The 25,686-nt window shown below is 72.8% G+C and carries 20 protein-coding genes and 1 pseudogene; 14 read left to right on the top strand and 7 right to left on the bottom strand.

Annotation, left to right across the window (positions count from 1 at the left end; translation table 11 throughout):
• Positions 1 to 7: 7 nt before the first annotated feature.
• Positions 8 to 643 (bottom strand): TIGR03085 family metal-binding protein, encoded by a 636-nt coding sequence (locus SCAB_RS32690; protein WP_013004391.1) that lies wholly within the window; start codon positions 641 to 643, stop codon positions 8 to 10.
• Positions 644 to 826: 183 nt separating this feature from the next.
• Between SCAB_RS32690 and hisI the strand changes: the two genes are divergently transcribed.
• The 11 genes from hisI to lgt all read left to right on the top strand — a co-directional run bounded on the left by hisI (position 827) and on the right by lgt (position 10,181).
• Entirely contained in the window at positions 827 to 1,282 is a 456-nt protein-coding gene (gene hisI, locus SCAB_RS32695; RefSeq protein ID WP_013004392.1) for a phosphoribosyl-AMP cyclohydrolase, read from the top strand.
• Between the two features lie 11 nt (positions 1,283 to 1,293).
• Complete coding sequence (locus SCAB_RS32700) at positions 1,294 to 2,772, top strand: anthranilate synthase component I (protein WP_013004393.1); 1,479 nt, start codon at positions 1,294 to 1,296, stop codon at positions 2,770 to 2,772.
• A 51-nt stretch (positions 2,773 to 2,823) separates the two neighbouring features.
• Positions 2,824 to 3,471: a TIGR02234 family membrane protein gene (locus SCAB_RS32705; protein ID WP_013004394.1), complete on the top strand. Its 648-nt coding sequence runs from the start codon at positions 2,824 to 2,826 to the stop codon at positions 3,469 to 3,471.
• 168 nt (positions 3,472 to 3,639) lie between these two features.
• Positions 3,640 to 3,912 (top strand): HGxxPAAW family protein, encoded by a 273-nt coding sequence (locus SCAB_RS32710; RefSeq protein ID WP_013004395.1) that lies wholly within the window; start codon positions 3,640 to 3,642, stop codon positions 3,910 to 3,912.
• A 73-nt stretch (positions 3,913 to 3,985) separates the two neighbouring features.
• Positions 3,986 to 4,453 carry a DUF2752 domain-containing protein gene (locus SCAB_RS32715; RefSeq protein WP_041669934.1) on the top strand — a complete coding sequence of 156 codons (468 nt, stop codon included), beginning with the start codon at positions 3,986 to 3,988 and terminating at the stop codon, positions 4,451 to 4,453.
• Positions 4,454 to 4,689: 236 nt separating this feature from the next.
• Entirely contained in the window at positions 4,690 to 5,499 is an 810-nt protein-coding gene (gene trpC / locus SCAB_RS32720) for an indole-3-glycerol phosphate synthase TrpC (RefSeq protein ID WP_013004397.1), read from the top strand.
• Positions 5,500 to 5,650: 151 nt separating this feature from the next.
• Positions 5,651 to 5,827 (top strand): tryptophan biosynthesis modulator TrpM, encoded by a 177-nt coding sequence (gene trpM / locus SCAB_RS49450; protein ID WP_369122730.1) that lies wholly within the window; start codon positions 5,651 to 5,653, stop codon positions 5,825 to 5,827.
• Between the two features lie 221 nt (positions 5,828 to 6,048).
• Complete coding sequence (gene trpB, locus SCAB_RS32725; protein ID WP_013004398.1) at positions 6,049 to 7,332, top strand: tryptophan synthase subunit beta; 1,284 nt, start codon at positions 6,049 to 6,051, stop codon at positions 7,330 to 7,332.
• A complete protein-coding gene (gene trpA, locus SCAB_RS32730) occupies positions 7,329 to 8,147 on the top strand; it encodes a tryptophan synthase subunit alpha (protein ID WP_013004399.1) in 819 nt (272 codons plus the stop codon). Before trpB ends, trpA begins: the two co-directional genes overlap by 4 nt.
• 139 nt (positions 8,148 to 8,286) lie before the next feature.
• Complete coding sequence (locus SCAB_RS32735) at positions 8,287 to 9,063, top strand: DsbA family protein (RefSeq protein ID WP_013004400.1); 777 nt, start codon at positions 8,287 to 8,289, stop codon at positions 9,061 to 9,063.
• A gap of 128 nt (positions 9,064 to 9,191) precedes the next feature.
• Positions 9,192 to 10,181: a prolipoprotein diacylglyceryl transferase gene (lgt, locus tag SCAB_RS32740; RefSeq protein WP_013004401.1), complete on the top strand. Its 990-nt coding sequence runs from the start codon at positions 9,192 to 9,194 to the stop codon at positions 10,179 to 10,181.
• A 215-nt stretch (positions 10,182 to 10,396) separates the two neighbouring features.
• Here lgt and SCAB_RS32745 read toward each other — a convergent pair whose 3' ends face one another.
• The 6 genes and pseudogenes from SCAB_RS32745 to SCAB_RS32770 form a co-directional block, all read right to left on the bottom strand.
• Positions 10,397 to 11,251: an HpcH/HpaI aldolase/citrate lyase family protein gene (locus SCAB_RS32745; RefSeq protein ID WP_013004402.1), complete on the bottom strand. Its 855-nt coding sequence runs from the start codon at positions 11,249 to 11,251 to the stop codon at positions 10,397 to 10,399.
• Positions 11,248 to 12,447, bottom strand: a complete 1,200-nt coding sequence (locus SCAB_RS32750; RefSeq protein ID WP_013004403.1) for a CaiB/BaiF CoA transferase family protein — start codon at positions 12,445 to 12,447, stop codon at positions 11,248 to 11,250. Before SCAB_RS32750 ends, SCAB_RS32745 begins: the two co-directional genes overlap by 4 nt.
• Positions 12,444 to 13,841 (bottom strand): ADP-ribosylglycohydrolase family protein, encoded by a 1,398-nt coding sequence (locus SCAB_RS32755; protein ID WP_013004404.1) that lies wholly within the window; start codon positions 13,839 to 13,841, stop codon positions 12,444 to 12,446. The genes SCAB_RS32750 and SCAB_RS32755 overlap by 4 nt, the downstream gene beginning before the upstream one ends.
• Complete coding sequence (locus SCAB_RS32760) at positions 13,838 to 15,004, bottom strand: ADP-ribosylglycohydrolase family protein (protein WP_013004405.1); 1,167 nt, start codon at positions 15,002 to 15,004, stop codon at positions 13,838 to 13,840. Before SCAB_RS32760 ends, SCAB_RS32755 begins: the two co-directional genes overlap by 4 nt.
• A 7-nt stretch (positions 15,005 to 15,011) precedes the next feature.
• On the bottom strand, positions 15,012 to 16,493 hold the full coding sequence (locus SCAB_RS32765) for an ADP-ribosylglycohydrolase family protein (RefSeq protein WP_013004406.1): 1,482 nt from the start codon (positions 16,491 to 16,493) through the stop codon (positions 15,012 to 15,014).
• Positions 16,494 to 17,146: 653 nt separating this feature from the next.
• Positions 17,147 to 18,238: pseudogene (locus tag SCAB_RS32770) on the bottom strand (ADP-ribosylglycohydrolase family protein); the annotation flags it as partial.
• A gap of 255 nt (positions 18,239 to 18,493) precedes the next feature.
• On the opposite strand from SCAB_RS32770, the gene SCAB_RS32775 reads away from it, so the two are divergent.
• The 3 genes from SCAB_RS32775 to SCAB_RS32785 all read left to right on the top strand — a co-directional run bounded on the left by SCAB_RS32775 (position 18,494) and on the right by SCAB_RS32785 (position 25,671).
• Positions 18,494 to 19,222: a VIT1/CCC1 transporter family protein gene (locus SCAB_RS32775; RefSeq protein ID WP_013004408.1), complete on the top strand. Its 729-nt coding sequence runs from the start codon at positions 18,494 to 18,496 to the stop codon at positions 19,220 to 19,222.
• A 388-nt stretch (positions 19,223 to 19,610) separates the two neighbouring features.
• Positions 19,611 to 24,218, top strand: a complete 4,608-nt coding sequence (gene gltB / locus SCAB_RS32780; RefSeq protein WP_037728021.1) for a glutamate synthase large subunit — start codon at positions 19,611 to 19,613, stop codon at positions 24,216 to 24,218.
• Complete coding sequence (locus tag SCAB_RS32785) at positions 24,211 to 25,671, top strand: glutamate synthase subunit beta (RefSeq protein WP_013004410.1); 1,461 nt, start codon at positions 24,211 to 24,213, stop codon at positions 25,669 to 25,671. The genes gltB and SCAB_RS32785 overlap by 8 nt, the downstream gene beginning before the upstream one ends.
• Positions 25,672 to 25,686 lie beyond the last annotated feature (15 nt).

Here is a 25,686-nt window from a genome sequence, read left to right on the forward strand (position 1 = left end):
ACCAGGTTCAGATCCCGAGCTGCTTCGTCTCGTGCAGCTTGGCGATCGCCTCCTTCTCGCCCTCCAGCTCCACATCGGCGACCTGCTGGCGGCCGTAGAGGAACAGCAGCAGCTCGGCGGGCTCGCCGGTGACGGTGACGACGGGGGCGCCGCGGTGGGCCACCGCCGTCCGCCCGTCGGGGCGGCGCAGGACCAGACCGGTGGGGGAGCGGCGGCCCATCAGGCGGGCCGTGCGCTCCAGACGGGACCACAGCGCGTCCTGGAAGACGTGGTCGAGCTCGCGCGGGGTCCACTCGGGCCGGGCCCGGCGGATGTCCTCGGTGTGGACGTAGAACTCGATCGTGTTCGACGCCTCGTCGATCTGCTTGAGGTTGAAGGGCGAGAAACGCGGCGGACCGGTCCGCACGAGCTGGACCAGCTCCTCGTACGGCTTGGCGGCGAACTCCTGCATCACCCGGTCGAGGCGCGACGCGAGCTGTTTGATGAGTATGCCGCCTGCGGCATCGGGGCGACGCTCGCGCACGACCACGTGTGCGGCCAGATCACGGGTCGTCCAGCCCTCGCACAGGGTGGGGGCCTCGGGGCCGGCGGTCTCCAACAGGTCGGCGAAGAGAAGCCGTTCACGCTTGGCATGGGTAGACATGCCGGCCAGCCTACGACCGCGCCGCCACCCGGCCCAGCACAGGTCGCGCCGATCCGGCCCGCCGGTACCCGGACGGTCGGTACCCGGACGGTCGTCCCGCGGGCCGGTCATACGTACGACAAGAGGGTCCGGCCTGTGGACAACCGGCGAGGCCGGCCGGTGCGGCGCGGCACAATGGCACGCATGACCAGCACGCCGTCCTCCAGCAGCCCCCACCGTCCCGGAGCCCCCGCCGGCCCCGGCACGCCCAGCGCGCTGGACCCCGGGATCGCCGCCCGCCTCAAGCGCGGCGCCGACGGGCTCCTGCCCGCCATCGCCCAGCAGTACGACACCGGTGAGGTGCTCATGCTCGGCTGGATGGACGACGAGGCCCTGCACCGCACGCTCACCACCGGCCGCTGCACCTACTGGTCGCGCAGCCGCCGCGAGTACTGGGTCAAGGGCGACACCTCCGGCCACGTCCAGTGGGTGAAGTCCGTCAGCCTGGACTGCGACGCCGACACCGTCCTCGTCAAGGTCGACCAGGTCGGCGCCGCCTGCCACACCGGCGCCCGCACCTGCTTCGACGAGGACGTCCTCAAGGCCGAGGAAGGCACCCCGGGCGGCGCCGATTCCGACGTACCGTCACTGGATCAGTAAGGTCAGCCGCCATGGACCTCGAGACGTTCCGCAAGCTGGCCGGCGACCGCCGCGTCATCCCCGTCAGCCGCAAGCTCCTCGCCGACGGCGACACCCCCGTCGGGCTCTACCGCAAGCTCGCCGCCGAGCGCTCCGGCACCTTCCTCCTGGAATCCGCGGAGAACGGCCGCTCGTGGTCCCGCTACTCCTTCGTCGGCGTCCGCAGCCATGCCACTCTCACCGCCCGCGACGGGCAGGCCCACTGGCTCGGCACCCCGCCCGTCGGCGTCCCCGTGGACGGCGACCCCCTCGCCGCCCTGCGCGCCACCATCGAGGCCCTCCACACCCCCCACCAGGAGGGCATGCCCCCCTTCACCGGCGGCATGGTCGGCTACCTGGGCTACGACATCGTGCGCCGCCTGGAGAAGATCGGCCCCGGCGGCCGGGACGACCTGCGGCTGCCCGAGCTGACCATGCTGCTGACCAGCGACCTGGCGGTCATGGACCACTGGGAGGGCTCGGTCCTGCTGATCGCCAACGCCATCAACCACAACGACCTCGACACCGGCGTCGACGAGGCCCACGCCGACGCGATCGCCCGCCTCGACGCCATGGAGGCCGACCTCGCCCGGCCTGTGGCCCAGCCCCCGGCGGCGCTCCCACCCTCCGAACTGCCCGAGTACACCGCGCTGTGGGGCGGCCCCGACTTCCAGGACGCCGTCGAGGACATCAAGGAACGCATCCGGGCCGGCGAGGCCTTCCAGGTCGTCCCCTCCCAGCGCTTCGAGACCCCGTGCACGGCGAGCGCGCTGGACGTCTACCGCGTCCTGAGGGCGACCAACCCCTCCCCGTACATGTACCTGTTCCGCTTCGACGGCTTCGACGTCGTCGGATCCTCCCCCGAGGCCCTGGTCAAGGTCGAGGACGGCCAGGCCATGGTCCACCCCATCGCCGGCACCCGGCACCGGGGCGCGACCCCGCAGGAGGACCAGGCCCTCGCCGACGAACTGCTCGCCGACCCCAAGGAGCGCGCCGAGCACCTGATGCTCGTCGACCTGGGCCGCAACGATCTGGGCCGGGTCTGCGAGCCGGGCTCGGTCGAGGTCGTCGACTTCATGTCCGTCGAGCGCTACTCCCACGTCATGCACATCGTGTCCACCGTCACCGGCCGGGTCGCGGCGGGCCGCACGGCCTTCGACGTCCTGACCGCCTGCTTCCCCGCCGGCACCCTCTCCGGCGCCCCCAAACCGCGCGCGATGCAGATCATCGACGAACTGGAGCCGTCCCGCCGGGGCCTGTACGGCGGCTGCGTCGGCTACCTCGACTTCGCCGGGGACTCCGACACCGCCATCGCCATCCGCACGGCACTGCTGCGCGACGGCACGGCGTACGTCCAGGCCGGCGCCGGCATCGTCGCCGACTCCGACCCCCTCGCCGAGGACACCGAGTGCCGCAACAAGGCGGCGGCCGTCCTGCGCGCGGTGCACACGGCCAACCGGCTGGGCGAGTAGGGCGCTTCTCACGTCGCCCCGGGTGACGCCCCGCCCGGGGAGCAGGCGATAGTGGAGTACGTGACCGCAGCACCTGACCACCCCCGTTCCGAACCCGCGTCCGTCCGCGCCGGCCGGCGCAGTCTCGCTCTGGCGCTGCTCAGCGGCGCCCTGGGCGCGGCCGTCGTGCTGCTCGCCAGCCGGCAGCGCTGGTCGCAGGGCACCATCTCGGTGGCGGGCGGCGACTTCCCGCTGACCGCCCAGGGCAGTGACGTCACGGGCGTGCCCGCGGCGCTCGCCGTGGTGGGCCTGGCCGCGCTCGTCGCCGTCTTCGCCGTACGCCGCTCCGGGCGCGTCCTGGTCTCCGCGCTGCTCGCCCTCTCCGGGGCGGGCACGATCGCCGCCGCACTGCTCGGAGCCCAGGACGGCGCCGCGCTCGACGACAAGGCGGCCGAGGCCTCTGGCGACACCGCGGCGACCGTCGACGCGCTCGGTCACACCGGCTGGCCGTACGTCGCGGCCGTCGGCGGCGCGCTCATCCTGCTCGCCGGACTGCTCGCGCTGCGCCACGGACGGCGGTGGCCCGCGATGTCCGGCCGCTACGAACGCGACGGCACCCCCCGGCCGCGCCGGGCCCGGCCCGTCGACCCCGACCGGCCCGAGGACATGTGGAAGGCCCTGGACCGCGGCGAGGACCCGACGGGACCCGGCCCCGCCTAGGCCACCACCCGGGTCGCAGACACCGAACGACCCCCCGAACGCGGGAGTGGACACCCCCGCTCAAGGCACCCGTACCCGTACGGGACAATGGACGACGAGCGTCCGACTCAGCACAGGCATCGAGCGACACGCATCGAGCACCACGCAATGGACAACGAGGAGCAAGTCATGGCGGGCAGCAGCCACGGTCACACCCCGGCCGCCTGGACCGGCGTCACCATCGCCTTCATCGGTTTCTGCGTCTCGGGCGCCTTCATGGTGATGGCCGAGCCGCTGGGATTCTGGGCCGGCATGGTCATCACGGTCCTCGGTGGCGTCGTCGGCATGATCATGCGCGCCATGGGCATGGGCCAGCCGAAGGACGCGCACGCCGTGTACGAGACGGCGGCGGTGCGCGCGCAGACCGGGACGACCCCCGAGCCGGCCGGCGCCAAGGGCTGACACCCGCCCGAGGGACGGTTCCGCCTCACCGCGGGCCGTCCCTCCGGCGCGCGCGTGCCCCGCGCGGGGCACAATGCGGGGTGTGAACGCCGAGACCCAGCCGACCGCGCCACCGCCCCCCGGCGTGACCGGCCCGACGACGGGCCGCGCGCTCCGCTCGCTCGCGGTGCCCGCCGGGGTGCTCGCGGCCGTCGCCGGTGCCTTCGCGTACGTCGCGGCCGTGGACCCCAACGAGCCCGGCCACTACCCGGTCTGCCCGCTGTGGCGCCTCACCGGCCTGTACTGCCCCGGCTGCGGCGGTCTGCGCAGCGCACACGCCTTCTCGCACGGGGACATCGCGACCGCCCTCACCGACAACGCGCTGGCCGTCGCGGGCTTCCTCGGCTTCGCGGTGCTGTGGACCGTCTGGGTGGTCCGCGCGGCGCGCGGACGGCCGCTGCGCCTGCGCCTCGGCCCCCTCCACCTGTGGTCCCTCGGCGCATCGGCGCTGGTCTTCACGGTTGTCCGGAACCTGCCGTTCGGTGGCTGGCTCCATCCTTGATCGAACCGCGAAGGTCCAGGACGGGGGCACCTCCCGCCCGAGCCGAGCGAAGCCGGTTCGAGGGTGCGGGAGGGATCGCCGTCAACCGGATGCGAGGCCCACGCCCTCCTGCGGATACCATCGCAGTGAACTGCCTCAACACTGAGACCGCCCGACTGTCAATACATGACCGTCAAACGTTGTCACTGATTTTTGCCGTTTTCATCGTTCCCACCGTCTGAAAGGGGGCCGCTCGCGTGAGTGTGCTCGACGAGATCATCGACGGAGTCCGTGCCGACCTCGCGGAACGGCAGGCGCGCGTCAGCCTCGACGAGCTCAAGGAGCGCGCGGCGAAGGCTCCGGCGGCCAAGGACGGCGCGGCCGCGCTCCGCGGCGACGGCGTCAAGGTGATCTGCGAGGTCAAGCGGTCCAGCCCCTCCAAGGGCGCGCTCGCCGCGATCGCCGACCCGGCCGGTCTCGCCGCCGACTACGAGGCGGGCGGCGCGGCGATCATCTCCGTCCTCACCGAACAGCGCCGCTTCGGCGGCTCGCTGGCCGACCTGGAGGCCGTCCGGGCGCGCGTGGACATCCCCGTCCTGCGCAAGGACTTCATCGTCACCTCGTACCAGCTGTGGGAGGCACGGGCCTACGGCGCCGACGTCGTCCTGCTCATCGTCGCCGCGCTCGACCAGCCGGCGCTGGAATCGCTCATCGAGCGCGCGGAGTCCATCGGGCTCACCCCGCTCGTCGAGGTCCACGACGAGGACGAGGTCGAGCGCGCGGTCGACGCCGGAGCGCGGGTGATCGGCGTCAACGCCCGCAACCTCAAGACCCTGGAGGTCGACCGCTCCACGTTCGAGCGGGTCGCCCCCGAGATCCCGGACTCCATCGTCAAGATCGCCGAGTCCGGCGTCCGGGGCCCGCACGACCTCATCGCCTACGCCAACGCCGGCGCCGACGCCGTCCTCGTGGGCGAGTCCCTCGTCACCGGCAAGGACCCCAGGACCGCCGTCGCCGACCTCGTCGCCGCGGGCGAGCACCCCGCGCTGCGGCACGGGCGGGGCTGACCCGGCCATGACCGGCCGTACCGCCACCGCCGACCGGCCGGGACCCCTCCCGGCCGGGGCGCCGGGGTGCGGCCGAGTCGCCGTATCGGTCGTGGTCACCCACACGGGTGAGCCGGGGCCGGTAGGCTGTGCCCCGATGTTCTCGATCACCATGACTCCCAGGGACCCCTACGCCCGCCTCGCGCGCGGGTGCCGTCCCCGTGGCTGCCGGGCCCCCGCCCGCCGTGTCCACGGGCGCCGGGTCCGCTATGTCATCGGTGACGAGCCGGGTCAGGTGAACGGCATGCGATGGCCCAGGACACGTACGCGGCGCCCTGCGGGCAGCTGAGCCGCGTTTCCCTCCGCTGAACGCCGGGCGTCGTGTCCCCGGCGGCAGGCGGGAGCGGAGACGGCCGGTTCGGCACCGCCGGTCGACGCCGTCGTGCTCGCTCGCCGTCGCGGCGGGGGAGTGCGGACGGGGTCGACGGAGGTGCCCGGCAGCGCGCGTACGTGATCGCTGTCAGCCGGAGTCCGACCAACGACGGGGCGACGCCCCTGCGAGGTATGCGCATGTCCAGTGAGTTCTTCATTCCCGACCCCGAGGGTCAGGTTCCCAGCGCCGAGGGGTATTTCGGCGCGTTCGGCGGCAAGTTCATCCCGGAGGCGCTGGTCGCCGCCGTGGACGAGGTCGCCGTGGAGTACGACAAGGCGAAGCACGACCCCGAGTTCGCGCGTGAGCTCGACGATCTGCTCGTCCACTACACCGGCCGGCCGAGCGCGCTCACCGAGGTGCCCCGGTTCGCCGAGCACGCCGGCGGGGCGCGGGTGTTCCTCAAGCGCGAGGACCTGAACCACACCGGATCACACAAGATCAACAACGTGCTCGGGCAGGCCCTGCTCACCCGGCGCATGGGCAAGACCCGGGTCATCGCCGAGACGGGAGCGGGCCAGCACGGCGTCGCCACCGCCACGGCCTGCGCGCTGTTCGGCCTCGACTGCACCATCTACATGGGCGAGATCGACACGCAGCGGCAGGCCCTGAACGTCGCCCGCATGCGCATGCTGGGCGCCGAGGTCATCGCGGTCAAGTCCGGCTCGCGGACCCTCAAGGACGCCATCAACGAGGCGTTCCGGGACTGGGTCGCCAACGTCGACCGCACGCACTACCTGTTCGGGACCGTGGCCGGGCCCCACCCCTTCCCCGCGATGGTCCGCGACTTCCACCGGGTCATCGGCGTCGAGGCGCGGCGCCAGATCCTCGAACGCGCCGGGCGGCTGCCCGACGCGGCCGTGGCCTGCGTGGGCGGCGGTTCGAACGCCATCGGCCTCTTCCACGCCTTCATCCCCGACGCCTCCGTACGGCTCATCGGCTGCGAGCCCGCCGGCCACGGCGTCGAGACCGGTGAGCACGCGGCGACGCTCACCGCCGGTGAACCGGGCATCCTGCACGGCTCGCGCTCCTACGTCCTGCAGGACGAGGAGGGCCAGATCACCGAGCCGTACTCGATCTCGGCGGGCCTGGACTACCCGGGCATCGGCCCCGAGCACGCGTACCTCAAGGACAGCGGCCGGGGCGAGTACCGCGCCGTCACCGACGACGCGGCCATGCAGGCACTGCGTCTGCTGTCGCGCACCGAGGGCATCATCCCGGCCATCGAGAGCGCCCACGCGCTCGCCGGCGCCCTGGAGGTCGGCAGGGAACTGGGCAAGGACGGGCTGATCGTCGTCAACCTGTCCGGTCGCGGCGACAAGGACATGGACACGGCGGCGCGCTACTTCGGCCTGTACGACACCGACGCCGAGGTCGCGGCCGACGCGGCCGATCTCGCCGAGATCGAGGGGGACGCCAAGTGAGCGGCAACATCCAGCTGTTGGGCGACACCCTCGCCGCCGCCAAGGCGGAGGGCCGGTCCGCGCTCATCGCCTATCTGCCGGCCGGGTTCCCGACGGTCGACGGCGGCATCGCCGCGATCAAGGCGGTCTTCGAGGGCGGCGCCGACGTCGTCGAGGTCGGGCTGCCGCACAGCGACCCCGTCCTCGACGGACCCGTCATCCAGACCGCCGACGACATCGCCCTGCGCGGCGGTGTCAAGATCGCGGACGTGATGCGGACGGTCCGGGAGGCGTTCGAGGCCACCGGCAAGCCCGTCCTCGTCATGACGTACTGGAACCCCATCGACCGCTACGGCGTCGAGCGTTTCACGGCCGAGCTGGCCGAGGCGGGCGGCGCGGGCTGCATCCTGCCCGACCTGCCCGTCCAGGAGTCGGCGCTGTGGAGGGAGCACGCCGAGAAGCACGGCCTCGGCACGGTCTTCGTCGTCGCGCCCAGCAGCAGGGACGCCCGGCTCGCCGAGATCACCGCGGCGGGCAGCGGCTTCGTCTACGCCGCCTCGCTGATGGGGGTCACCGGCACCCGGGAGTCGGTGGGCGCGCAGGCCCAGGACCTGGTGGAACGGACCCGGGCCACGGGCTCCGGCCTGCCGGTCTGCGTCGGTCTCGGCGTCTCCAACGCCGAGCAGGCCGCCGAGGTCGCCGGGTTCGCCGACGGCGTGATCGTCGGCTCCGCGTTCGTGAAGCTGATGCTGGACGCCCCCGACGAGGCGGCCGGCCTGGAGGCCGTCCGGGACCTCGCGGGAGACCTCGCCAAGGGTGTGCGCCGGGGCGTGTGACCCGGCGCGTCGGACGCGTGTGACGTTCACCCGTTTGTCGTACGGGGGTCGCTGGACGTCACGGGCGATCCGCTCACTCGAACGGGTGGAAGTGGGACCGGGGAGGCGCGGTGCGCCTCCCCGGTTCGTTCTGCGGGATGTGAGCGAGAAGAACCGTGAGGGAAAGCGCACCGCCCGTGAACGGCTGGCGGAGGAGCGCGAGAAGCAGAAGACCGCCGAGAAGCGCCGCCGGGTCCTGATCGTGGGCGCCTCCGTGGTGTGCGTCCTGGGGCTGGCCGCCGTCATCGGCGTGGTGGCGGCGAACGCGGGCAAGGACGACGAGTCCTCCGCCTCGGGCCCGGTCGTGGTGCCCTCGGGGGCGAACGGCGAGGACAGCCTCGCGATCCCCGTCGGGGACGCCGGAGCCAGGTCGACCCTCTCCGTGTGGGAGGACTTCCGCTGCCCGGCCTGCAAGTCCTTCGAGGACGCCTACCGCGCGACGATCCACGAGCTGACCGCGGCCGGGAAGCTGAAGGTCGAGTACCACCTCGCCACCCTGATCGACGGGAACATGGGCGGCAGCGGCTCCCGCAAGGCCGCCAACGCCGCCGCGTGCGCGCAGAACGAGGGCAAGTTCCCGGAGTACCACGACGTGCTCTACGAGAACCAGCCGCCCGAGACGAACGACGACTTCGCCGGCGAGGCCAAGCTGCTCGACCTCGCGAAGAAGGTGGACGGACTGGACACCGCCCCCTTCCGCAGCTGTGTCCAGGAGGGCAGGCACAACAGCTGGGTCGCCAAGTCGAACAAGGCGTTCCAGAAGGGCGGCTTCTCCGGCACGCCGAGCGTTTTCCTCAACGGCACCAACATCTACGCGGACCAGTCCATGACCCCCGCCAAGCTGAAGCAGATGGTGGAGGCGAAGGCCCAGGGGTGAGCCGCGGGTGAGCCGGGAGGGGCTGCGGGGGGCCGTGGGGTGTCAAGGCGGGTGTGACGCGGCGTTATGGACCCGTTGCCGGGCCGCCCGCCGTCGGCCGGGCCCGACAGGGTAGCGTCGACCCTGCCATGGAACTTGCCTACATTCCCAGCCCGTCGCACGGGGTGTATTACCTCGGTCCCGTCCCGCTGCGCGGCTACGCCTTCTGCATCATCATCGGTGTCTTCGTAGCCGTCTGGCTCGGCAACAAACGCTGGGTCGCACGGGGCGGACAGGCCGGCACGATCGCCGACATCGCCGTCTGGGCCGTGCCCTTCGGCCTGGTCGGCGGGCGGCTCTACCACGTGATCACGGACTACGAGCTGTATTTCAGCGAGGGCCGTGACTGGGTGGACGCCTTCAAGGTCTGGGAGGGCGGACTCGGCATCTGGGGCGCGATCGCGCTCGGCGCGGTGGGCGCGTGGATCGGCTGCCGCCGGCGCGGTATCCCGCTGCCCGCGTACGCGGACGCCGTCGCACCCGGTATCGCGCTGGCCCAGGCGATCGGGCGGTGGGGCAACTGGTTCAACCAGGAGCTGTACGGCAAGCCGACGGATCTGCCGTGGGCCGTGGAGATCACGTCCTCGACGGACGGGCGGCTGCCGGGTACCTACCACCCGACCTTCCTCTACGAGTCGCTGTGGTGCATCGGCGTCGCGCTTCTCGTCATCTGGGCGGACCGCCGCTTCACCCTCGGGCACGGGCGGGCGTTCGCGCTGTACGTCGCCTCGTACTGCACGGGGCGGTTCTGGATCGAGTACATGCGGGTCGACGAGGCCCACCACATCCTCGGGCTGCGCCTCAACAACTGGACGGCGCTGTTCGTCTTCGTCCTCGCCGTGATCTACATGGTCCTGTCGGCCCGCAAGCGGCCGGGGCGCGAAGAGGTCGTCGAGCCGGGTGTCTCCGACGGTGACGGGGACGAGGGCGCGGGCGCTGCCGCGCCGGTGGAGGACTCGGAGACCAAGTCGGAGTCGAAGGCGAAGCCGGGGGAGTCCGAGGCCAAGGCCGAGGGCGATGCGGGGGCCTCCGGCGGCGGGGGCGAGAAGAAGGAGCCCGAGTCGGCTAAGAAGAGCTGACGCGACAGCCGGTTCGCTCGATGTGATGCCTGCCCACCTGTCCCTTCGGGGCGGGTGGGTTTTTGGCTGCGGCTCCGGTGGGGGCTGGTCGCGCAGTTCCCCGCGCCCCTGAAAAGCAGGGGCTGCGCCCGCTGCTTTTCAGGGGCGCCGCCGGTCGCCTCGCACGGTCGCGGGGGGCGCGGGGACTGCGCGACCAGCCCCCACGGGCGAACGCATCACTGCTGGGTGGGGCGGCTGGCCAGGGAGAGGGTTCTGTGGGCGGCGGCGACGATCGCCGGGTCGATGAAGCGGCCGTCGGGCAGGGCCTGGGCGCCGGGTGCGGCGGTCGCGGCCCGCAGGGTCTCCTCGGCCGACTCCACCTCCTGCGGCGTCGGGGCGTAGGCGTGTTCGATGACCGGGAGCTGACGGGGGTGGATGGCGGCGCGGCCCAGGAAGCCGAGGGAGCGGCCGTGCGCGCAGGAGGCGGCCAGGCCGTCCAGGTCCTTCGTGTCCGGGTGGACCGACTGGGCCGGTGACGGCAGCCCCGCGGCGCGCGCGGCGACGACCACCCGGGAGCGGGGCCAGTCGAGGGCCCGGTCGTGATGGACGCCCAGGTCGGCCCTGAGGTCGGCCTCGCCCAGCGTGATGCCGTGCAGCGCGGGGTGGGCGCCGGCGATGGCGTAGGCGCGCTCGACGCCCAGGGCCGATTCGAGGAGGGCGTACAGGGGGATCGCGCCCCCTTCCGCGAGGGCCGTCCCTTCCGCGACGGCGACGATCTCGGCCGGTGACGTGACCTTCGGGAGGCGGAGCGCCGACAGACCGGGCAGGGGCGAGAGGACCTTGAGGTCCTGTTCGGCCTCCGGGGTGTGCAGCGCGTTCACCCGTACGTGGACCGGCACGGGCGGAGGGACCGAGAGCAGGTCGGCGGTGGCGGCCCGGGCGTACCCCTTGCGGTCCGGGGCGACCGCGTCCTCCAGGTCCACGATCACCACGTCGGCGCCGCAGGCCAGGGCCTTGGCGACCACCTCGGGGCGGTCACCGGGGACGTACAGCCAGGTCAGGGGGAACGGGGTGGCCGGCCGGGGGGTCACAGGGCGCCCTCCTGACGCAGGGCCGCGATGTCCGGCCCCGACAGGCCCAGCTCGGTGAGGACCGCGTCCGTGTCGGCGCCGTGGGCGCGGCCCGCCCAGCGGATCGCGCCGGGGGTGGCGGAGAGCCGGAAGAGGACGTTCTGCATGCGCAGCGGTCCGAGGTCGGGGTCGTCCACGGTGGTGACCGTGTCCAGGGCCCGGTACTGCGGGTCGGCCATCACGTCGGTGATGTCCTGGACGGGGGCGACGGCCGCCTCCGCCTTCTCGAACACCTCGATGACCTCCTCGCGGGTGTGCCGGGCGATCCACGCGCCGACCGCCTCGTCCAGGACGTCCGCGTGCCGGGCCCGTTCCGCCCCCGAACCGAACCAGGGCTCGTCGATCAGCTCGGGGCGGCCCACCAGCCGCATCACCCGTTCCGCGACCGACTGGGCGGAGGTGGAGACGGCCACCCAGGAGCCGTCCGCCGTGCGATAGGTGTTGCGGGGCGCGTTGTTGGCGGAGCGGTTGCCGGTGCGCGGCTGGACGTGCCCCAGCTGGTCGTACCAGAGGGGCTGGGGGCCGAGGACGGTGAGGATCGGCTCGATGATCGCCATGTCGACCGTCTGCCCCTGACCGGTCCGGTCACGCGCGGCGAGCGCGGTCATCACCGCGTACGCCGTCGCGAGACCGGCGATGGAGTCGGCGAGCCCGAAGGGCGGCAGGACCGGCGGGGCGTCGGGCTCCCCGGTGATCGCGGCGAAGCCGCTCATCGCCTCGGCGAGCGTGCCGAAGCCGGGACGGTGCGCGTACGGGCCGAACTGGCCGAAGCCGGTGACCCGGGCGAGGACCAGGCGGGGGTTCGCGGCCGACAGTTCCTTCCAGCCCAGGCCCCATCGCTCCAGGGTGCCGGGGCGGAAGTTCTCGATGACCACGTCGGCGGTGGCCGCCAGGCGCAGGAGGGTGTCCCGGCCGCCGGGGGTGGAGAGGTCCAGCGTCAGGGTGCGCTTGTTGCGGCCCAGCATTTTCCACCACAGGCCCACGCCGTCCTTCGACGGGCCGTGGCCGCGGGACGGGTCCGGCTTCGTGGGGTGCTCGACCTTGATGACCTCCGCGCCGAAGTCGCCGAGCATCGTGGCGGCCAGGGGACCGGCGAAGAGGGTGGCGAGGTCGAGGACACGCAGATGGGAGAGCGGAGGGTCGTACGCCTGGGTCATGGGTGGGGGGTCTCCCGGAGGGTGAGGTGGGCCAGGGTGTCGAAGCCGACGCCGTTGAAGTCGGCGATCGAGGTGGCCAGACGGTTCTTGAGGGGGGCCGTCCAGCGCTCGGGAAGCGCGTCGGGGGAGCCGGTGAGGAGGCCGGCGATGCTGCCCGCCGTCGCGCCGTTCGAGTCGGTGTCCCAACCGCCGGACACCGCACGGCAGACGGAGGCCGTGTAGTCGCCGTCGGCGTGGGTGAGGGCGGCGGCGAGCAGCGCGGTGTTGGGCAGGGCGTGCACCCAGTGGTGGTCGGCGTAGGTGGTGTGGAGTGCGTCGACGACCGCCTCGAAGTCCCGGGTGCGGCCGGCGAGACGGACGGCGTGGGTGATCGCCCCCGCCAGGCGGGAGCCCGGGGGGACGACCGTCAGGCCGGTGCGCAGACAGTGGTGGATGTCGTGGGTACCGGTGGCCGCCTCCGCGATGGTGGCCGCGACGAACATCGCCGCGTAGACGCCGTTCGCGGTGTGGGTGAGGGTGGCGTCGCGGTGGGCCTGTTCGGCGGCGGCGCCCGGGTCGCCGGGGTTGGTCCAGCCGTGGACGTCGGCACGGATGAGGGCGCCGATCCATTCGCGGAACGGGTTGCGGTGGCGGGCGGTGTGCGGGGGGTCGATGCCGCAGAGGAGGTTGCGGTAGGCGACCCGCTCGGCGGTGAAGGTGCGGCCCGCGGGGAGTTCGTCCAGCCAGAGCGTGGCCACATCGGTGGTGGTGAAGTCGCGGCCGTGACGGGCCAGCAGGAGGAGGTTGAGGAGGGGGTAGTTGAGGTCGTCGTCCTCGGGCATGCCGTCGATGTTCTCGGCCAGGGAGGTGGGGGCCGAGCGGCGGTTCCAGGGGTGGGCGGCGAGGAGTTCCGCGGGGACGCCCCGGGCGGTGAACCAGGTGGTGAGGGGCCAGTTGCCGGACGCCCGTGCGAGGTCGCGGAGCGCGGCGAGGGGCAGTTTCTCGACGGGCTTGCCGAGGAGGCAGCCGGCGGCCCGCCCCAGCCACGCGGCCTCCAGGCGGGGGAGGTACGCGGCCGGGGTGGAGCGGGGTGGCGCGCCCGGGGCGCCGGGGGCGGGCGGGGGCGCCGGCCAGTGGGGGCACAGTGCCTTGATGCCGCTCAGGGCCGTCGGCTCGGCCTCGCTCAACCCGCTCGGCAGATCGGCGAGTTCGTCCAGCAGGTCCTCGGCGAGCTGCCGCAGGTAGCGGGAGACGCGCCCCGGGGAGGCGCCGGCGCGCGCGGGGGCAGGGGGGCCGCCCGCGGCTCGCCAGCGGGCGGCGACGGCCGACGGTGCGCGGCCGTCCTGGACCGCCTGCCGCAGTTCGTGGCCCAGGAGGTCCTCCGGCTGCACCCAGGTCAGACGCAGCGGGGTCACCGGAGGGAGGCGAGCGTGGCGAAGGCGGACTCGTGGGCGCGGCGGCGCCGTACGTCCCGCGTGTGGATCTCGCGGGCGACCTCGGCCAGGGCCGTGGCCGGCGCGTGCAGGTCCAGGCGGCTGGCCTCGGCGACCGTCTTGGCCCAGTCGGACGGGACGTCCGAGCCCAGGGCGCCCGCGAGGGCGCCCGACATGGTGGCGATCGAGTCGCAGTCGCGGCCGTAGTTCACGGAACCGAGGACGGCGTGGCGGTAGTCGCCGCGGCCGACGAGCAACATGCCCAGGGCGACGGGGAGTTCCTCGATGGAGTGGAGTCGGGAGGGGCGGCGGGCGCCCAGGGAGGGGGCGCGGTAGTCCGGGCCGACCGTGTCGAACGGGGCCACCGCCTCACGCAGCGGGCGCAGCGCCGACTCGAAGTCCGTGTGGCGGACGGCCGTTTCGCACACGGCCTCGATCGCCGCGCGGGTGCCGTCCTTGGCCAGGGCGATACACGTCTCGGCCACCGACGCGGCGGTCGCGCCCGGCGTGCACGCCGCCGCGACCCCCGCCGCGAACACGCCCGCGGCCTCCCTGCCGTACGACGACTGGTGGGCCCCGGCGATGTCGAGTGCCTCCGCGTAAGCGCCGGACGGATCGGCCGCGTTGATCAGGCCGACCGGGGCCATGTACATCGCGGCGCCGCAGTTGACGATGTTGCCGGTGCCGGCCTCGCGCGGGTCGACGTGGCCGTAGTGGAGACGGGCCACCAGCCACTTCTCGGCCAGGAAGACCCGATGGAGGGGGAGGGCCTCCGCCTCCAGTTCGGGGATCCAGCGTGGGGTCGTCATCATGTCCGGCACCAGGTGCTCGGCGACGGCGTAGGCGTCCAGGTGGTCGCGGACGCGGTCGTACACCCGGACCAGCGCATGGGTCATGAGGGTGTCGTCGGTGACGTGGCCGTCGCCCTTGTGGTACGGCGCGATGGGGCGGGCGGTGCGCCAGTCGTCGCCGCTCCAGGGGCCGACGACACCGTGCACGCGGCCGCCGTGGCGTTCGGTGATCTGCTCGGGGGTGTAGCCCTCGACGGGGCCGCCGAGGGCGTCACCGACGGCGGCGCCGACCAGGGCTCCGGTGATGCGTTCTTCGAGGGTCATCGAGGTGGGGGGTTCCTTCGAGGGCGTCATGCCCGAATCATCCCCCCGGGGTGGCGAGTTCCGTGGTTGCGAGAAGTTCGGCGAGGTGTACGAGATCGGTGCCGGTGAGGCGGGGGAGGGCGCAGCCGGAGAGGGTGCGGCAGGCGTCCCGCCAGGAGGCGGGGACGGCGGTGCCGCCGCCGAGCGCGCCGGTCAGGGCGCCGGCGAGGGCCGGGGCGGAGTCGGCGACGCGGGAGAGGCAGGCGGCGGCGGGGACGGCCTCCGCGATCCGGCCCTCGGCGGCGATGGCCAGGGCGAGGGCCACGGGGACGGTCTCGGCGGCGGCGATGCCGTAGCTGTAGACGTGGTCGACGATCTGGTGTTCCAGGAGCGGCACCAGAGCGAATGTTCCTTCGCCTCGGTGGCGGTGGGCGAGGTCCAGGGCGTGGCGGGCGTTGCGGCCGATCTCCGTTGCGGCGGGGAGTTCGGCCAGGGCCGCCGCCGTGCAGTCGTCGACGTTCGCGCCGACGAGTGCCAGCGCGAGCGCGGCGGCCATCGCGCGTGCGCCGTGCACGCCGTCGCCGTCCTGGGTGTAGCGGGCGTCGAACTCGGCGAGTTCGGCGGCTCCCCGTGGGTCGCCGGGGTGGGCCACGGCGAGCACGCAGGCGCGTACGCAGGCCGCGTCGTCGAAGTAGTGCGGGTTGTCGTGGCCGGTGGCGGGCGGGCGGAGGCCGGCGGCGAGGTTGCCGAGGCCGGCGCGTACGGAGATACGGGCGCGCAGGGGGAGTACGGCGGACTCGACCTCGGGGGCGCGTTCGGCGGCGGCGGCGATCTCGCTGGCCACGGCGTTCCAGGAGAGGTCGATCGAGGCGCGGGTGCGGCGTTCGAGGCTGAGGTCGCCGAGGGCGGTGGCGTCACCGGCGCGGAGCAGGGCCTCCGCGGCGAAGGCCGCCCATTCCGCGTCGTCGGAGGGGCCGAGGCGCAGGGGCTCGGGGGGTTGGTTGAGGGCGATGGGGACCGGGAGCGTGGTGGTGGCGTTCTGCTCGGCGAACGTGTCCAGTTCGCGGGTGAGGCGGCGGGTCCACTCCGGCATACGGGCGGCCCGGTGGCGGGCGGCGGGCCAGCCGGCGGCGTCGCCCGCGGCGAGGCCCAGGAGGAGGCCCTCGACCCGGGTGCGCGTCGGGGGGCGCGCCGCCGGACGGGCCGGGGCTTCGCCACCGGCTGCCGTCGGCGCCGCCCGACGGGCCTCGGCTTCGCCGTCGGCCGTCGTCGTCCCACCCGCACCGCCCGTGCGGCTTTCGTCGTCGGGTGCGGGTGGCCCCTGTCGGGCTCCCTCACCATCGGCGGCCGCGGCTCCGTGGGTGAGCGGCTTCGCCGACACCGGGCGTGCGGGTTCGACGTGCTCGGGGGCGAGGGGTGCGGCCGCGGTCCCGCGCGCCGGGGTCGCGCGCGGTGCGGCCGGTCTCCGGCGGGGCGGCTCGTCGTGCGGTGCGGAGGGCGCGGTGGGGGTGGTGTCGTCCCACGGGGTGGGCGGGGTCATACCGGGGTCTCCGTCGTGTCGGCCGGGGCGGGGGCGAAGGCGGTGGGGGTGAAGTCGGTCGGGATGGGGGCAGTGAGGGTGAAGGCGGCGGGGGCGGGGGCGGGGGCGGTCGGAGTGAGGACCACCGGGTCGGGGGCGACCGGGGTGGGGGCGGTCGAGGTGAAGTCGGCCGGAGTGTGCACGGTCGGAGTGTGGGTGGCCGGAGTCAGGGTGACCGGGTCGAGGGCGGTCGGAGTGAAGACCACCGGGTCGGGGGCGACCGGGGTGGGGGCGGCCGAGGTGAAGTCGGCCGGAGTGGTGGCGGCCGGGTCGGGAGTGACCGGGGTGGGGGCGGCCGAGGTGAAGTCGGCCGGAGTGTGCACGGCCGGAGTGTGGGTGGCCGGAGTCAGGGTGACCGGGTCGAGGGCGGTCGGAGAAAAGACCGCCGGGTCGGGGGCGCCCGAAGTAGGGGCGACCGGGGTGGAGTCGGCCGGAGTGTGCACGGCAGGAGCGCGGGCGGCCGGGGCGGCGGCGACCGGTGCGGGTGCGACTCGAGTGAAGTCGGTCGGCGTGGGGGCGGCCGGGGTGGCGGCCACCAGGTTGAGGGCGGTCGGGCTGAAGGTGGCCGGAGTCGGGGCGGTCGGGCTGAAGGTGGCCGGAGTCGGGGCGGTCGGGCTGAAGGTGGCTGGAGTCGGGGCGGGGGCGGGTCTGGGTGGCAGGGGGCGGTGGTCGTGGGGGAGGCGGGTCGTGCCGGTGGTCCATTTGCCGCCCTCGCCGGGGACCAGGAGCTCGGCCACGTCCAGGACGTGGTGGCCCGCCATGGAGGGCAGGCAGCTGCCCCGTGCCGGGCCGATGGCCGCCGCCCACGCGGACGGGATCGAGGACGCGCCCCGGGTCGCCCCGGCCAGCGCGCCGGCGACGGCGGCGGTGGTGTCGGCGTCGCGGCCCATGTTCACCGCCGTCAGCACCGACTCGGTGAAGTCGCCGTCGGCCGCCGCGTAGGCGCCGAAGGCGAGGGCGACGGCCTCGGGGGCGAGGTCGGTCCAGGGGTAGCCGCCGATGACGACGGCGGAGCGGACCGCGCGTTCGCCGCGGTGGGCGACGGCGACCGCCCGGCGCAGGGAGCGGGCGGTCCAGGAGTCGTCGGGGATCACGGCGAGCGCGGAGGCCACGACCGCGATGGTGGGGGCGCCCGCCATCGCCGCCGCGACTCCGGCCGCGACCGCCTGACCGCCGTAGATGCCTTCCCCGTCGTGGCTGACGGAGCCGTCGACGGCGACCAGCCGGGCGGCCTCCGCCGGGCGGCCCGCGGCGAAGACGCCGAACGGGGCCGCGCGCATGGCCAGCCCGTCGCTCCAGGCGTGCCGGTGCTGCGCGGAGATCGGCGCGGCGAGGCCCCGGCGGAGGTTCTCCAGGGTGCCGCGTTCACTGAAGCCGGCGCCCCGGAACGGGCCCTCGTCCCGGTCCGCGATCCACTGGTGCCAGGCCGCCTCCACATGCGCGACGGTGAGCGCCGAGCCGTGCCGGGCCAGCAGCAGCCCGGAGAAGATCGCGTACTCGGTGTCGTCCGTGCCGGTGGGCTCGTCCACGACGTAGCCCTCGATACGGCCCCAGCGGGCGCGGATCTCCGACGGCTTCAGGTTCTCGGCGGGGGCGCCGAGGGCGTCTCCGACCGCCAGGCCCAGCAGGGCGCCGCGCGCCCGCTCGCGGAGTTCGGTGGCGTCCTGGGGCGCCGGGACCGAGGGGATGCGGGCGACGGATGCCATACGCGGGCCTTTCCACAGGGACACCTTTGCGGATGTGTCCCACCATCGGCGGTTGACCTGAGCCTGCGAGCCCTCAACGTCACCCGGTCGACATATGAGCGGTGCCGTGATCGTCTGCGCATTCGACGGTAAAACCGCAGGTTAGTCCAGCCTTTCCTTGCTGGCGGACGGGAATGCCCCAACGTACTGTGGGCGTTGTTAAAGATTAGATTCTGTCCAAAGTTAGCTTTGGCTTGGCTTCCCTGGGGGACCGGTATGGCGATCATCGACACCGAGGCCGCGCTGCACGAGGCGCATCGCGACAACCACACCCACCGGGACGTGAACGGAGGCTGGCTGCGGCCCGCCGTGTTCGGCGCGATGGACGGGCTCGTGTCCAACCTGGCCCTGATGACCGGTGTCGCGGGCGGCTCGGCCGGCCGGGAGGCGGTCGTCGTCGCCGGGCTCGCGGGACTCGCCGCCGGTGCCTTCTCGATGGCCGCCGGCGAATACACCTCGGTGGCCTCCCAGCGGGAACTCGTCGAGGCCGAACTCGACGTGGAGCGACGGGAGTTGCGTAAGCACCCCATGGACGAGGAGCGAGAGCTGGCCGCGCTCTACGAGAGCCGTGGCGTCGAGGCGGGGCTCGCCCGGGAGGTCGCGCGCCAGCTCTCGCGCGATCCCGAGCAGGCCCTGGAGATCCACGCCCGCGAGGAGCTGGGCATCGATCCCGGCGACCTCCCGTCACCGACCGTGGCCGCCGTGTCCAGCTTCGGCTCCTTCGCGCTGGGTGCCCTGCTCCCCGTCCTGCCGTATCTGCTCGGCGCGGGGGCGCTGTGGCCCGCGGTGCTGGTGGCGCTCCTGGGGCTCTTCGGCTGCGGGGCGGTGGTGGCCAGGGTGACGGCCAGGAGCTGGTGGTTCAGTGGTCTTCGGCAGCTCGCCCTCGGGGGTGCCGCGGCGGGTGTGACGTACGCCCTGGGCAGCCTGATCGGGGCGGCCGTATGATGGATCGGATGGCTACGTATGCGCGGGACCGCATAAGTAGTCGTTACCAGGCGGTTTCGAACGCTTAACCGCTGGGCATGAGCCGTAAGCGCCGCAGGCAATGACGCCTGCCTAGCACCTGAAGCAGTGGCGACGACGCCTTCTGCGCCTCGCGGTCTGCCGACACAAATCTGTCCGGCCGGCCCCCAGTTCCACGCCTGTCGACGCCTGTCCGCGCCACTGTGCGCGGCACCCCTCCGCGCCCGTGGCGTCCGCATGTTGGGACGCAGTATCCGCTTCCCGAGAACCGTTCCATCATGTAACCTGCACGAAATTTTGCACCTTACGCAGAGGGCCAGCGTCGTCCCTCGGCACACGCATATGCCAGATGACGACGACGGGAGAGCCGATGCGTACGCCGCGCCAGCCGTCCCAGCACTCCGCGAACGGCCAGAAGTGGTCCTTCATGGATGCTCGCCCTGCTGCGCAGGGTATGTACGACCCCCGCAACGAGAAGGACGCCTGTGGCGTCGGTTTCGTGGCCACCCTCACCGGCGAGGCGAGCCATGCGCTGGTCGAGCAGGCGCTCACGGTTCTTCGCAACCTGGAGCACCGCGGGGCGACCGGTTCGGAGCCCGACTCGGGTGACGGCGCCGGCATCCTCTCGCAGGTCCCCGACGCGTTCTTCCGCGAGGTGGCCGGATTCGAGCTGCCCGAGGCCGGCGCGTACGCCGTCGGCATCGCCTTCCTGCCCGAGCAGGGCGCCGACGACGCCGCGGCCCGTATCGAGGCCGTCGCGGCCGAGGAGGGCCTGACCGTCCTCGGCTGGCGCGAGGTGCCCGTCGCCCCCGCGCTGCTGGGCGCCACCGCCCGCTCGACGATGCCTGCCTTCCGCCAGATCTTCGTCGCCGACGGATCGGCCGCGCCCGCCACGGGCATCGACCTCGACCGCAAGAGCTTCGTGCTGCGCAAGCGCGCCGAACGCGAGGTCGACGTCTACTTCCCCTCGCTGTCCGCGCGGACCATCGTCTACAAGGGCATGCTGACCACCGGCCAGCTGGAGCCCTTCTTCCCGGACCTGTCCGACCGCCGCTTCGCCTCCGCGATCGCGCTCGTGCACTCCCGGTTCTCCACGAACACCTTCCCGTCGTGGCCGCTCGCCCACCCGTACCGCTTCGTCGCGCACAACGGCGAGATCAACACGGTCAAGGGCAACCGCAACTGGATGGTCGCCCGCGAGTCCCAGCTCGCCTCGGACCTCTTCGGCCCGCAGGAGACGCTGGACCGGATCTTCCCGATCTGTACGCCGGACGCCTCCGACTCGGCGTCCTTCGACGAGGTCCTGGAACTGCTTCACCTCGGCGGCCGCTCCCTGCCGCACTCCGTGCTGATGATGATCCCGGAGGCGTGGGAGAACCACGACTCCATGGAGCCCGCCCGCCGCGCCTTCTACCAGTTCCACTCCACGATGATGGAGCCCTGGGACGGCCCGGCCTGTGTCACCTTCACCGACGGCCGCCAGGTCGGCGCGGTCCTCGACCGCAACGGCCTGCGCCCCGGCCGCTACTGGGTCACCGACGACGGACTCGTCGTCCTCGGCTCCGAGGTCGGCGTCCTCGACATCGACCCTGCCAAGGTCGTCCGCAAGGGCCGGCTGCAGCCCGGCCGGATGTTCCTCGTCGACACCGTCGAGCACCGCATCATCGAGGACGACGAGATCAAGGCCCAGCTCGCCGCGGAGAACCCGTACGCGGAGTGGCTGGAGGCCGGCGAGATCGAGCTGTCCGACCTGCCCGAGCGTGAGCACATCGTGCACACCCACGCCTCGGTCACCCGCCGCCAGCAGACCTTCGGCTACACCGAGGAAGAGCTGCGCGTCATCCTCGCGCCGATGGCCAAGACCGGCGGCGAGCCGCTCGGCTCCATGGGCACCGACTCGCCCATCGCCGCGCTGTCCTCGCGCCCGCGGCTGCTCTTCGACTACTTCACCCAGCTGTTCGCACAGGTCACCAACCCGCCGCTGGACGCCATCCGCGAGGAGCTCGTCACCTCGCTGCGCTCGTCGCTGGGCCCCGAGGGCAACATCCTGGAGCCGACCGCCGCGTCCTGCCGCAGCGTCACCCTGCCCTTCCCGGTGATCGACAACGACGAGCTGGCCAAGCTCATCCACATCAACGCCGACGGCGACATGCCGGGCATGAAGGCGGCCACGCTCTCCGGTCTCTACCGGGTCTCCGGCGGCGGCGACTCCCTCGCCGCGCGCATCGAGGAGATCTGCGCCGAGGCCGACTCCGCCATCGCCAACGGCGCCCGGCTGATCGTCCTGTCCGACCGCCACTCCGACGCCGAGCACGCGCCGATCCCGTCGCTGCTGCTCACCGCGGCCGTCCACCACCACCTCATCCGCACCAAGCAGCGCACCCAGGTGGGGCTGCTCGTCGAGGCCGGTGACGTCCGCGAGGTCCACCACGTCGCCCTGCTCATCGGCTTCGGCGCCGCCGCCGTCAACCCGTACCTGGCGATGGAGACCGTCGAGGACCTCGTCCGCGCCGGCACCTTCCTCTCCGGCATCGAGTCCGAGCAGGCCATCCGCAACCTGATCTACGCCCTCGGCAAGGGCGTCCTGAAGGTCATGTCGAAGATGGGCATCTCCACGGTCGCCTCCTACCGGGGCGCCCAGGTCTTCGAGGCCGTCGGTCTCGCGGACGCGTTCGTCGAGAAGTACTTCAACGGCACGGCCACCAAGATCGGCGGCGTCGGCATCGACGTCATCGCCAAGGAGGTCGCCGCCCGCCACGCCAAGGCGTACCCGGCCAGCGGCATCGCGCCGGCCCACCGCGCCCTGGAGATCGGCGGCGAGTACCAGTGGCGCCGCGAGGGCGAGCCGCACCTGTTCGACCCGGAGACGGTCTTCCGCCTCCAGCACTCCACGCGCACGCGCCGCTACGACATCTTCAAGAAGTACACGGACCGCGTGAACGAGCAGTCCGAGCGCCTGATGACGCTGCGCGGCCTGTTCGGCTTCAAGTCGGGCGACCGGCAGCCGATCTCCATCGACGAGGTCGAGCCGGTCACCGAGATCGTCAAGCGGTTCTCGACCGGCGCCATGTCGTACGGCTCGATCTCCCGCGAGGCGCACGAGACGCTCGCCATCGCCATGAACCAGCTGGGCGGCAAGTCCAACACCGGTGAGGGCGGCGAGGACCCGGACCGCCTGTACGACCCGGCGCGCCGTTCCTCGATCAAGCAGGTCGCCTCCGGCCGCTTCGGCGTGACCTCGGAGTACCTGGTCAACGCGGACGACATCCAGATCAAGATGGCCCAGGGCGCCAAGCCCGGCGAGGGCGGCCAGCTGCCCGGCCACAAGGTCTACCCGTGGGTCGCCAAGACCCGTCACTCGACGCCGGGTGTCGGTCTGATCTCCCCGCCGCCGCACCACGACATCTACTCCATCGAGGACCTCGCCCAGCTCATCCACGACCTGAAGAACGCGAACCCGCAGGCGCGGATCCACGTGAAGCTGGTCTCCGAGGTCGGCGTCGGCACGGTCGCCGCCGGTGTCTCCAAGGCGCACGCGGACGTCGTGCTCATCTCCGGCCACGACGGCGGTACGGGCGCGTCCCCGCTGACCTCGCTGAAGCACGCGGGCGGCCCCTGGGAGCTCGGCCTCGCCGAGACCCAGCAGACGCTGCTGCTCAACGGCCTGCGTGACCGCATCGTCGTGCAGACCGACGGCCAGCTGAAGACCGGCCGTGACGTCGTCATCGCCGCGCTCCTCGGCGCCGAGGAGTTCGGCTTCGCGACCGCTCCGCTGGTCGTCTCCGGCTGCGTCATGATGCGCGTCTGCCACCTGGACACCTGCCCGGTCGGCATCGCCACCCAGAACCCGACGCTGCGCGACCGGTTCTCCGGCAAGGCCGAGTACGTCGTGAACTTCTTCGAGTTCATCGCCGAGGAGGTCCGCGAGATCCTCGCCGAGCTGGGCTTCCGCTCCATCGAGGAGGCCGTCGGCCACGCCGAGACGCTCGACGTGGCCCGCGCGGTCGAGCACTGGAAGGCGCAGGGCCTGGACCTGGAGCCGCTGTTCCACGTGCCCGCACTGCCCGAGGGCGCCGTCCGCCACCAGCTGATCGAGCAGGACCACGGCCTGGAGAAGGCGCTCGACAACGAGCTGATCAAGCTCGCCGCCGACGCGCTGGCCGCGAACGACGCGACCGACGCCCAGCCGGTCCGCGCCCAGGTCAAGGTCCGCAACATCAACCGCACGGTCGGCACCATGCTCGGCCACGAGGTGACGAAGAAGTTCGGCGGGGCCGGTCTGCCCGACGACACCATCGACATCACCTTCACCGGCTCGGCGGGCCAGTCCTTCGGTGCCTTCCTCCCGCGCGGTGTCACGCTGCGCCTGGAGGGCGACGCCAACGACTACGTCGGCAAGGGCCTCTCCGGCGGCCGGGTGATCGTCCGTCCCGACCGGGGCGCCGACCACCTCGCCGAGTACTCCACCATCGCGGGCAACACCATCGCCTACGGCGCCACCGGCGGCGAGCTGTTCCTCCGCGGTCGTACGGGCGAGCGGTTCTGTGTCCGCAACTCCGGCGCCCTGGTGGTGTCCGAGGGCGTGGGCGACCACGGCTGCGAGTACATGACCGGTGGCCACGCGGTCGTCCTCGGCGAGACGGGCCGCAACTTCGCGGCCGGTATGTCCGGCGGCATCGCCTACGTCATCGACCTCGACCGCGACAACGTCAACGTCGGCAACCTGGGCGCCGTCGAGGCCCTCGACGACACCGACAAGCAGTGGCTGCACGACGTGGTGCGCCGCCACGCCGAGGAAACCGGCTCCACGGTCGCCGAGAAGCTGCTCGCCGACTGGCCCGTCGCCGTGACGCGCTTCAGCAAGATCATCCCCAGCACGTACAAGGCAGTGCTCGCCGCCAAGGCCGCCGCCGAGCAGGCCGGTCTCTCCGAGACCGAGATCACCGAGAAGATGATGGAGGCGGCGATCAATGGCTGACCCGAAGGGCTTCCTGAACCACGGGCGCGAGGTCGCCAAGTCCCGCCCCGTCGACGTACGACTGAAGGACTGGAACGAGGTCTACGTCCCGGGCTCGCTGCTCCCGATCATCTCGAAGCAGGCGTCCCGCTGCATGGACTGCGGCATCCCGTTCTGTCACAACGGCTGTCCGCTCGGGAACCTCATCCCCGAGTGGAACGACTACGCCTACCGCGAGGACTGGGCGGCGGCGTCGGAGCGGCTGCACGCGACGAACAACTTCCCGGAGTTCACCGGGCGGCTGTGCCCGGCCCCGTGCGAGTCGGCGTGCGTGCTCGGCATCAACCAGCCGGCCGTCACCATCAAGAACGTCGAGGTCTCCATCATCGACAAGGCGTGGGACAGCGGCGACGTCGCGGCCCAGGCCCCGGAGCGGCTGTCCGGCAAGACGGTCGCGGTCATCGGCTCCGGCCCGGCGGGCCTCGCGGCGGCGCAGCAGCTGACGCGGGCCGGTCACACGGTCGCGGTGTACGAGCGCGCGGACCGCGTCGGCGGTCTGCTGCGCTACGGCATCCCCGAGTTCAAGATGGAGAAGCGGCACATCAACCGCCGCATCGAGCAGATGCGCGCGGAGGGCACCCGCTTCCGGACGGGCATCGAGATCGGCCGCGACCTCAAGGCCACGGACCTGAAGAAGCGGTACGACGCCGTCGTCATCGCCGCGGGCGCCACCACCGCCCGTGACCTGCCGGTCCCCGGCCGCGAGCTGGCCGGCATCCACCAGGCCATGGAGTACCTGCCGCTGGCCAACAAGGTCCAGGAGGGCGACTTCGTGGCGCCCCCCCTCACGGCCGAGGGCAAGCACGTCGTGGTCATCGGCGGCGGCGACACGGGCGCGGACTGCGTGGGCACCGCCCACCGTCAGGGCGCGGCCTCGGTCACCCAGCTGGAGATCATGCCGCAGCCGGGCGAGGACCGTGCCCCGAACCAGCCGTGGCCGACCTTCCCGATGCTCTACAAGGTCACCTCCGCGCACGAGGAGGGCGGCGAGCGGGTCTACTCCGTCTCCACCACCCACTTCGAGGGCGACGAGGACGGCAACGTCCAGTTCCTGCACCTCGTCGAGGTCGAGTTCGTCGACGGCAAGCTGACGCAGAAGCCGGGCACGGAGCGGAAGATCCCCGCCCAGCTCGTGACGCTGGCCATGGGCTTCACGGGCACCGACCGCGAGAACGGTCTCGTGGACCAGTTCGGCCTGGACCTCGACGAGCGCGGCAACATCGCCCGCGACGCCGACTTCCAGACCAACGTGCCCGGCGTCTTCGTCGCCGGTGACGCGGGCCGAGGCCAGTCCCTCATCGTCTGGGCGATCGCCGAGGGCCGCTCGGCGGCCCGGGGCTGCGACCGCTTCCTGACGGGCGCGAGCGACCTGCCGGCCCCGATCCGGCCGACCGACCGCTCGCTGATGGTCTGATCCCTCGGACCGCCA

Source organism: Streptomyces scabiei 87.22, from assembly GCF_000091305.1.
GTDB classification, from domain to species: Bacteria; Actinomycetota; Actinomycetes; order Streptomycetales; family Streptomycetaceae; genus Streptomyces; species Streptomyces scabiei.

Coding starts and splice junctions, on each gene's coding strand:
- hisI (WP_013004392.1), top strand. CDS start 827: ATGACCAGCACGCCGTCCTCCAGCAGCCCCCACCGTCCCGGAGCCCCC.
- SCAB_RS32765 (WP_013004406.1), bottom strand. CDS start 16,493: ATGACCCCGCCCACCCCGTGGGACGACACCACCCCCACCGCGCCCTCC.
- lgt (WP_013004401.1), top strand. CDS start 9,192: ATGGAACTTGCCTACATTCCCAGCCCGTCGCACGGGGTGTATTACCTC.
- SCAB_RS32750 (WP_013004403.1), bottom strand. CDS start 12,447: ATGACCCAGGCGTACGACCCTCCGCTCTCCCATCTGCGTGTCCTCGAC.
- trpM (WP_369122730.1), top strand. CDS start 5,651: ATGACTCCCAGGGACCCCTACGCCCGCCTCGCGCGCGGGTGCCGTCCC.
- SCAB_RS32690 (WP_013004391.1), bottom strand. CDS start 643: ATGTCTACCCATGCCAAGCGTGAACGGCTTCTCTTCGCCGACCTGTTG.
- SCAB_RS32785 (WP_013004410.1), top strand. CDS start 24,211: ATGGCTGACCCGAAGGGCTTCCTGAACCACGGGCGCGAGGTCGCCAAG.
- SCAB_RS32710 (WP_013004395.1), top strand. CDS start 3,640: ATGGCGGGCAGCAGCCACGGTCACACCCCGGCCGCCTGGACCGGCGTC.
- trpB (WP_013004398.1), top strand. CDS start 6,049: ATGTCCAGTGAGTTCTTCATTCCCGACCCCGAGGGTCAGGTTCCCAGC.
- SCAB_RS32775 (WP_013004408.1), top strand. CDS start 18,494: ATGGCGATCATCGACACCGAGGCCGCGCTGCACGAGGCGCATCGCGAC.
- SCAB_RS32715 (WP_041669934.1), top strand. CDS start 3,986: ATGCGGGGTGTGAACGCCGAGACCCAGCCGACCGCGCCACCGCCCCCC.
- SCAB_RS32760 (WP_013004405.1), bottom strand. CDS start 15,004: ATGACGCCCTCGAAGGAACCCCCCACCTCGATGACCCTCGAAGAACGC.
- gltB (WP_037728021.1), top strand. CDS start 19,611: ATGCGTACGCCGCGCCAGCCGTCCCAGCACTCCGCGAACGGCCAGAAG.
- SCAB_RS32700 (WP_013004393.1), top strand. CDS start 1,294: ATGGACCTCGAGACGTTCCGCAAGCTGGCCGGCGACCGCCGCGTCATC.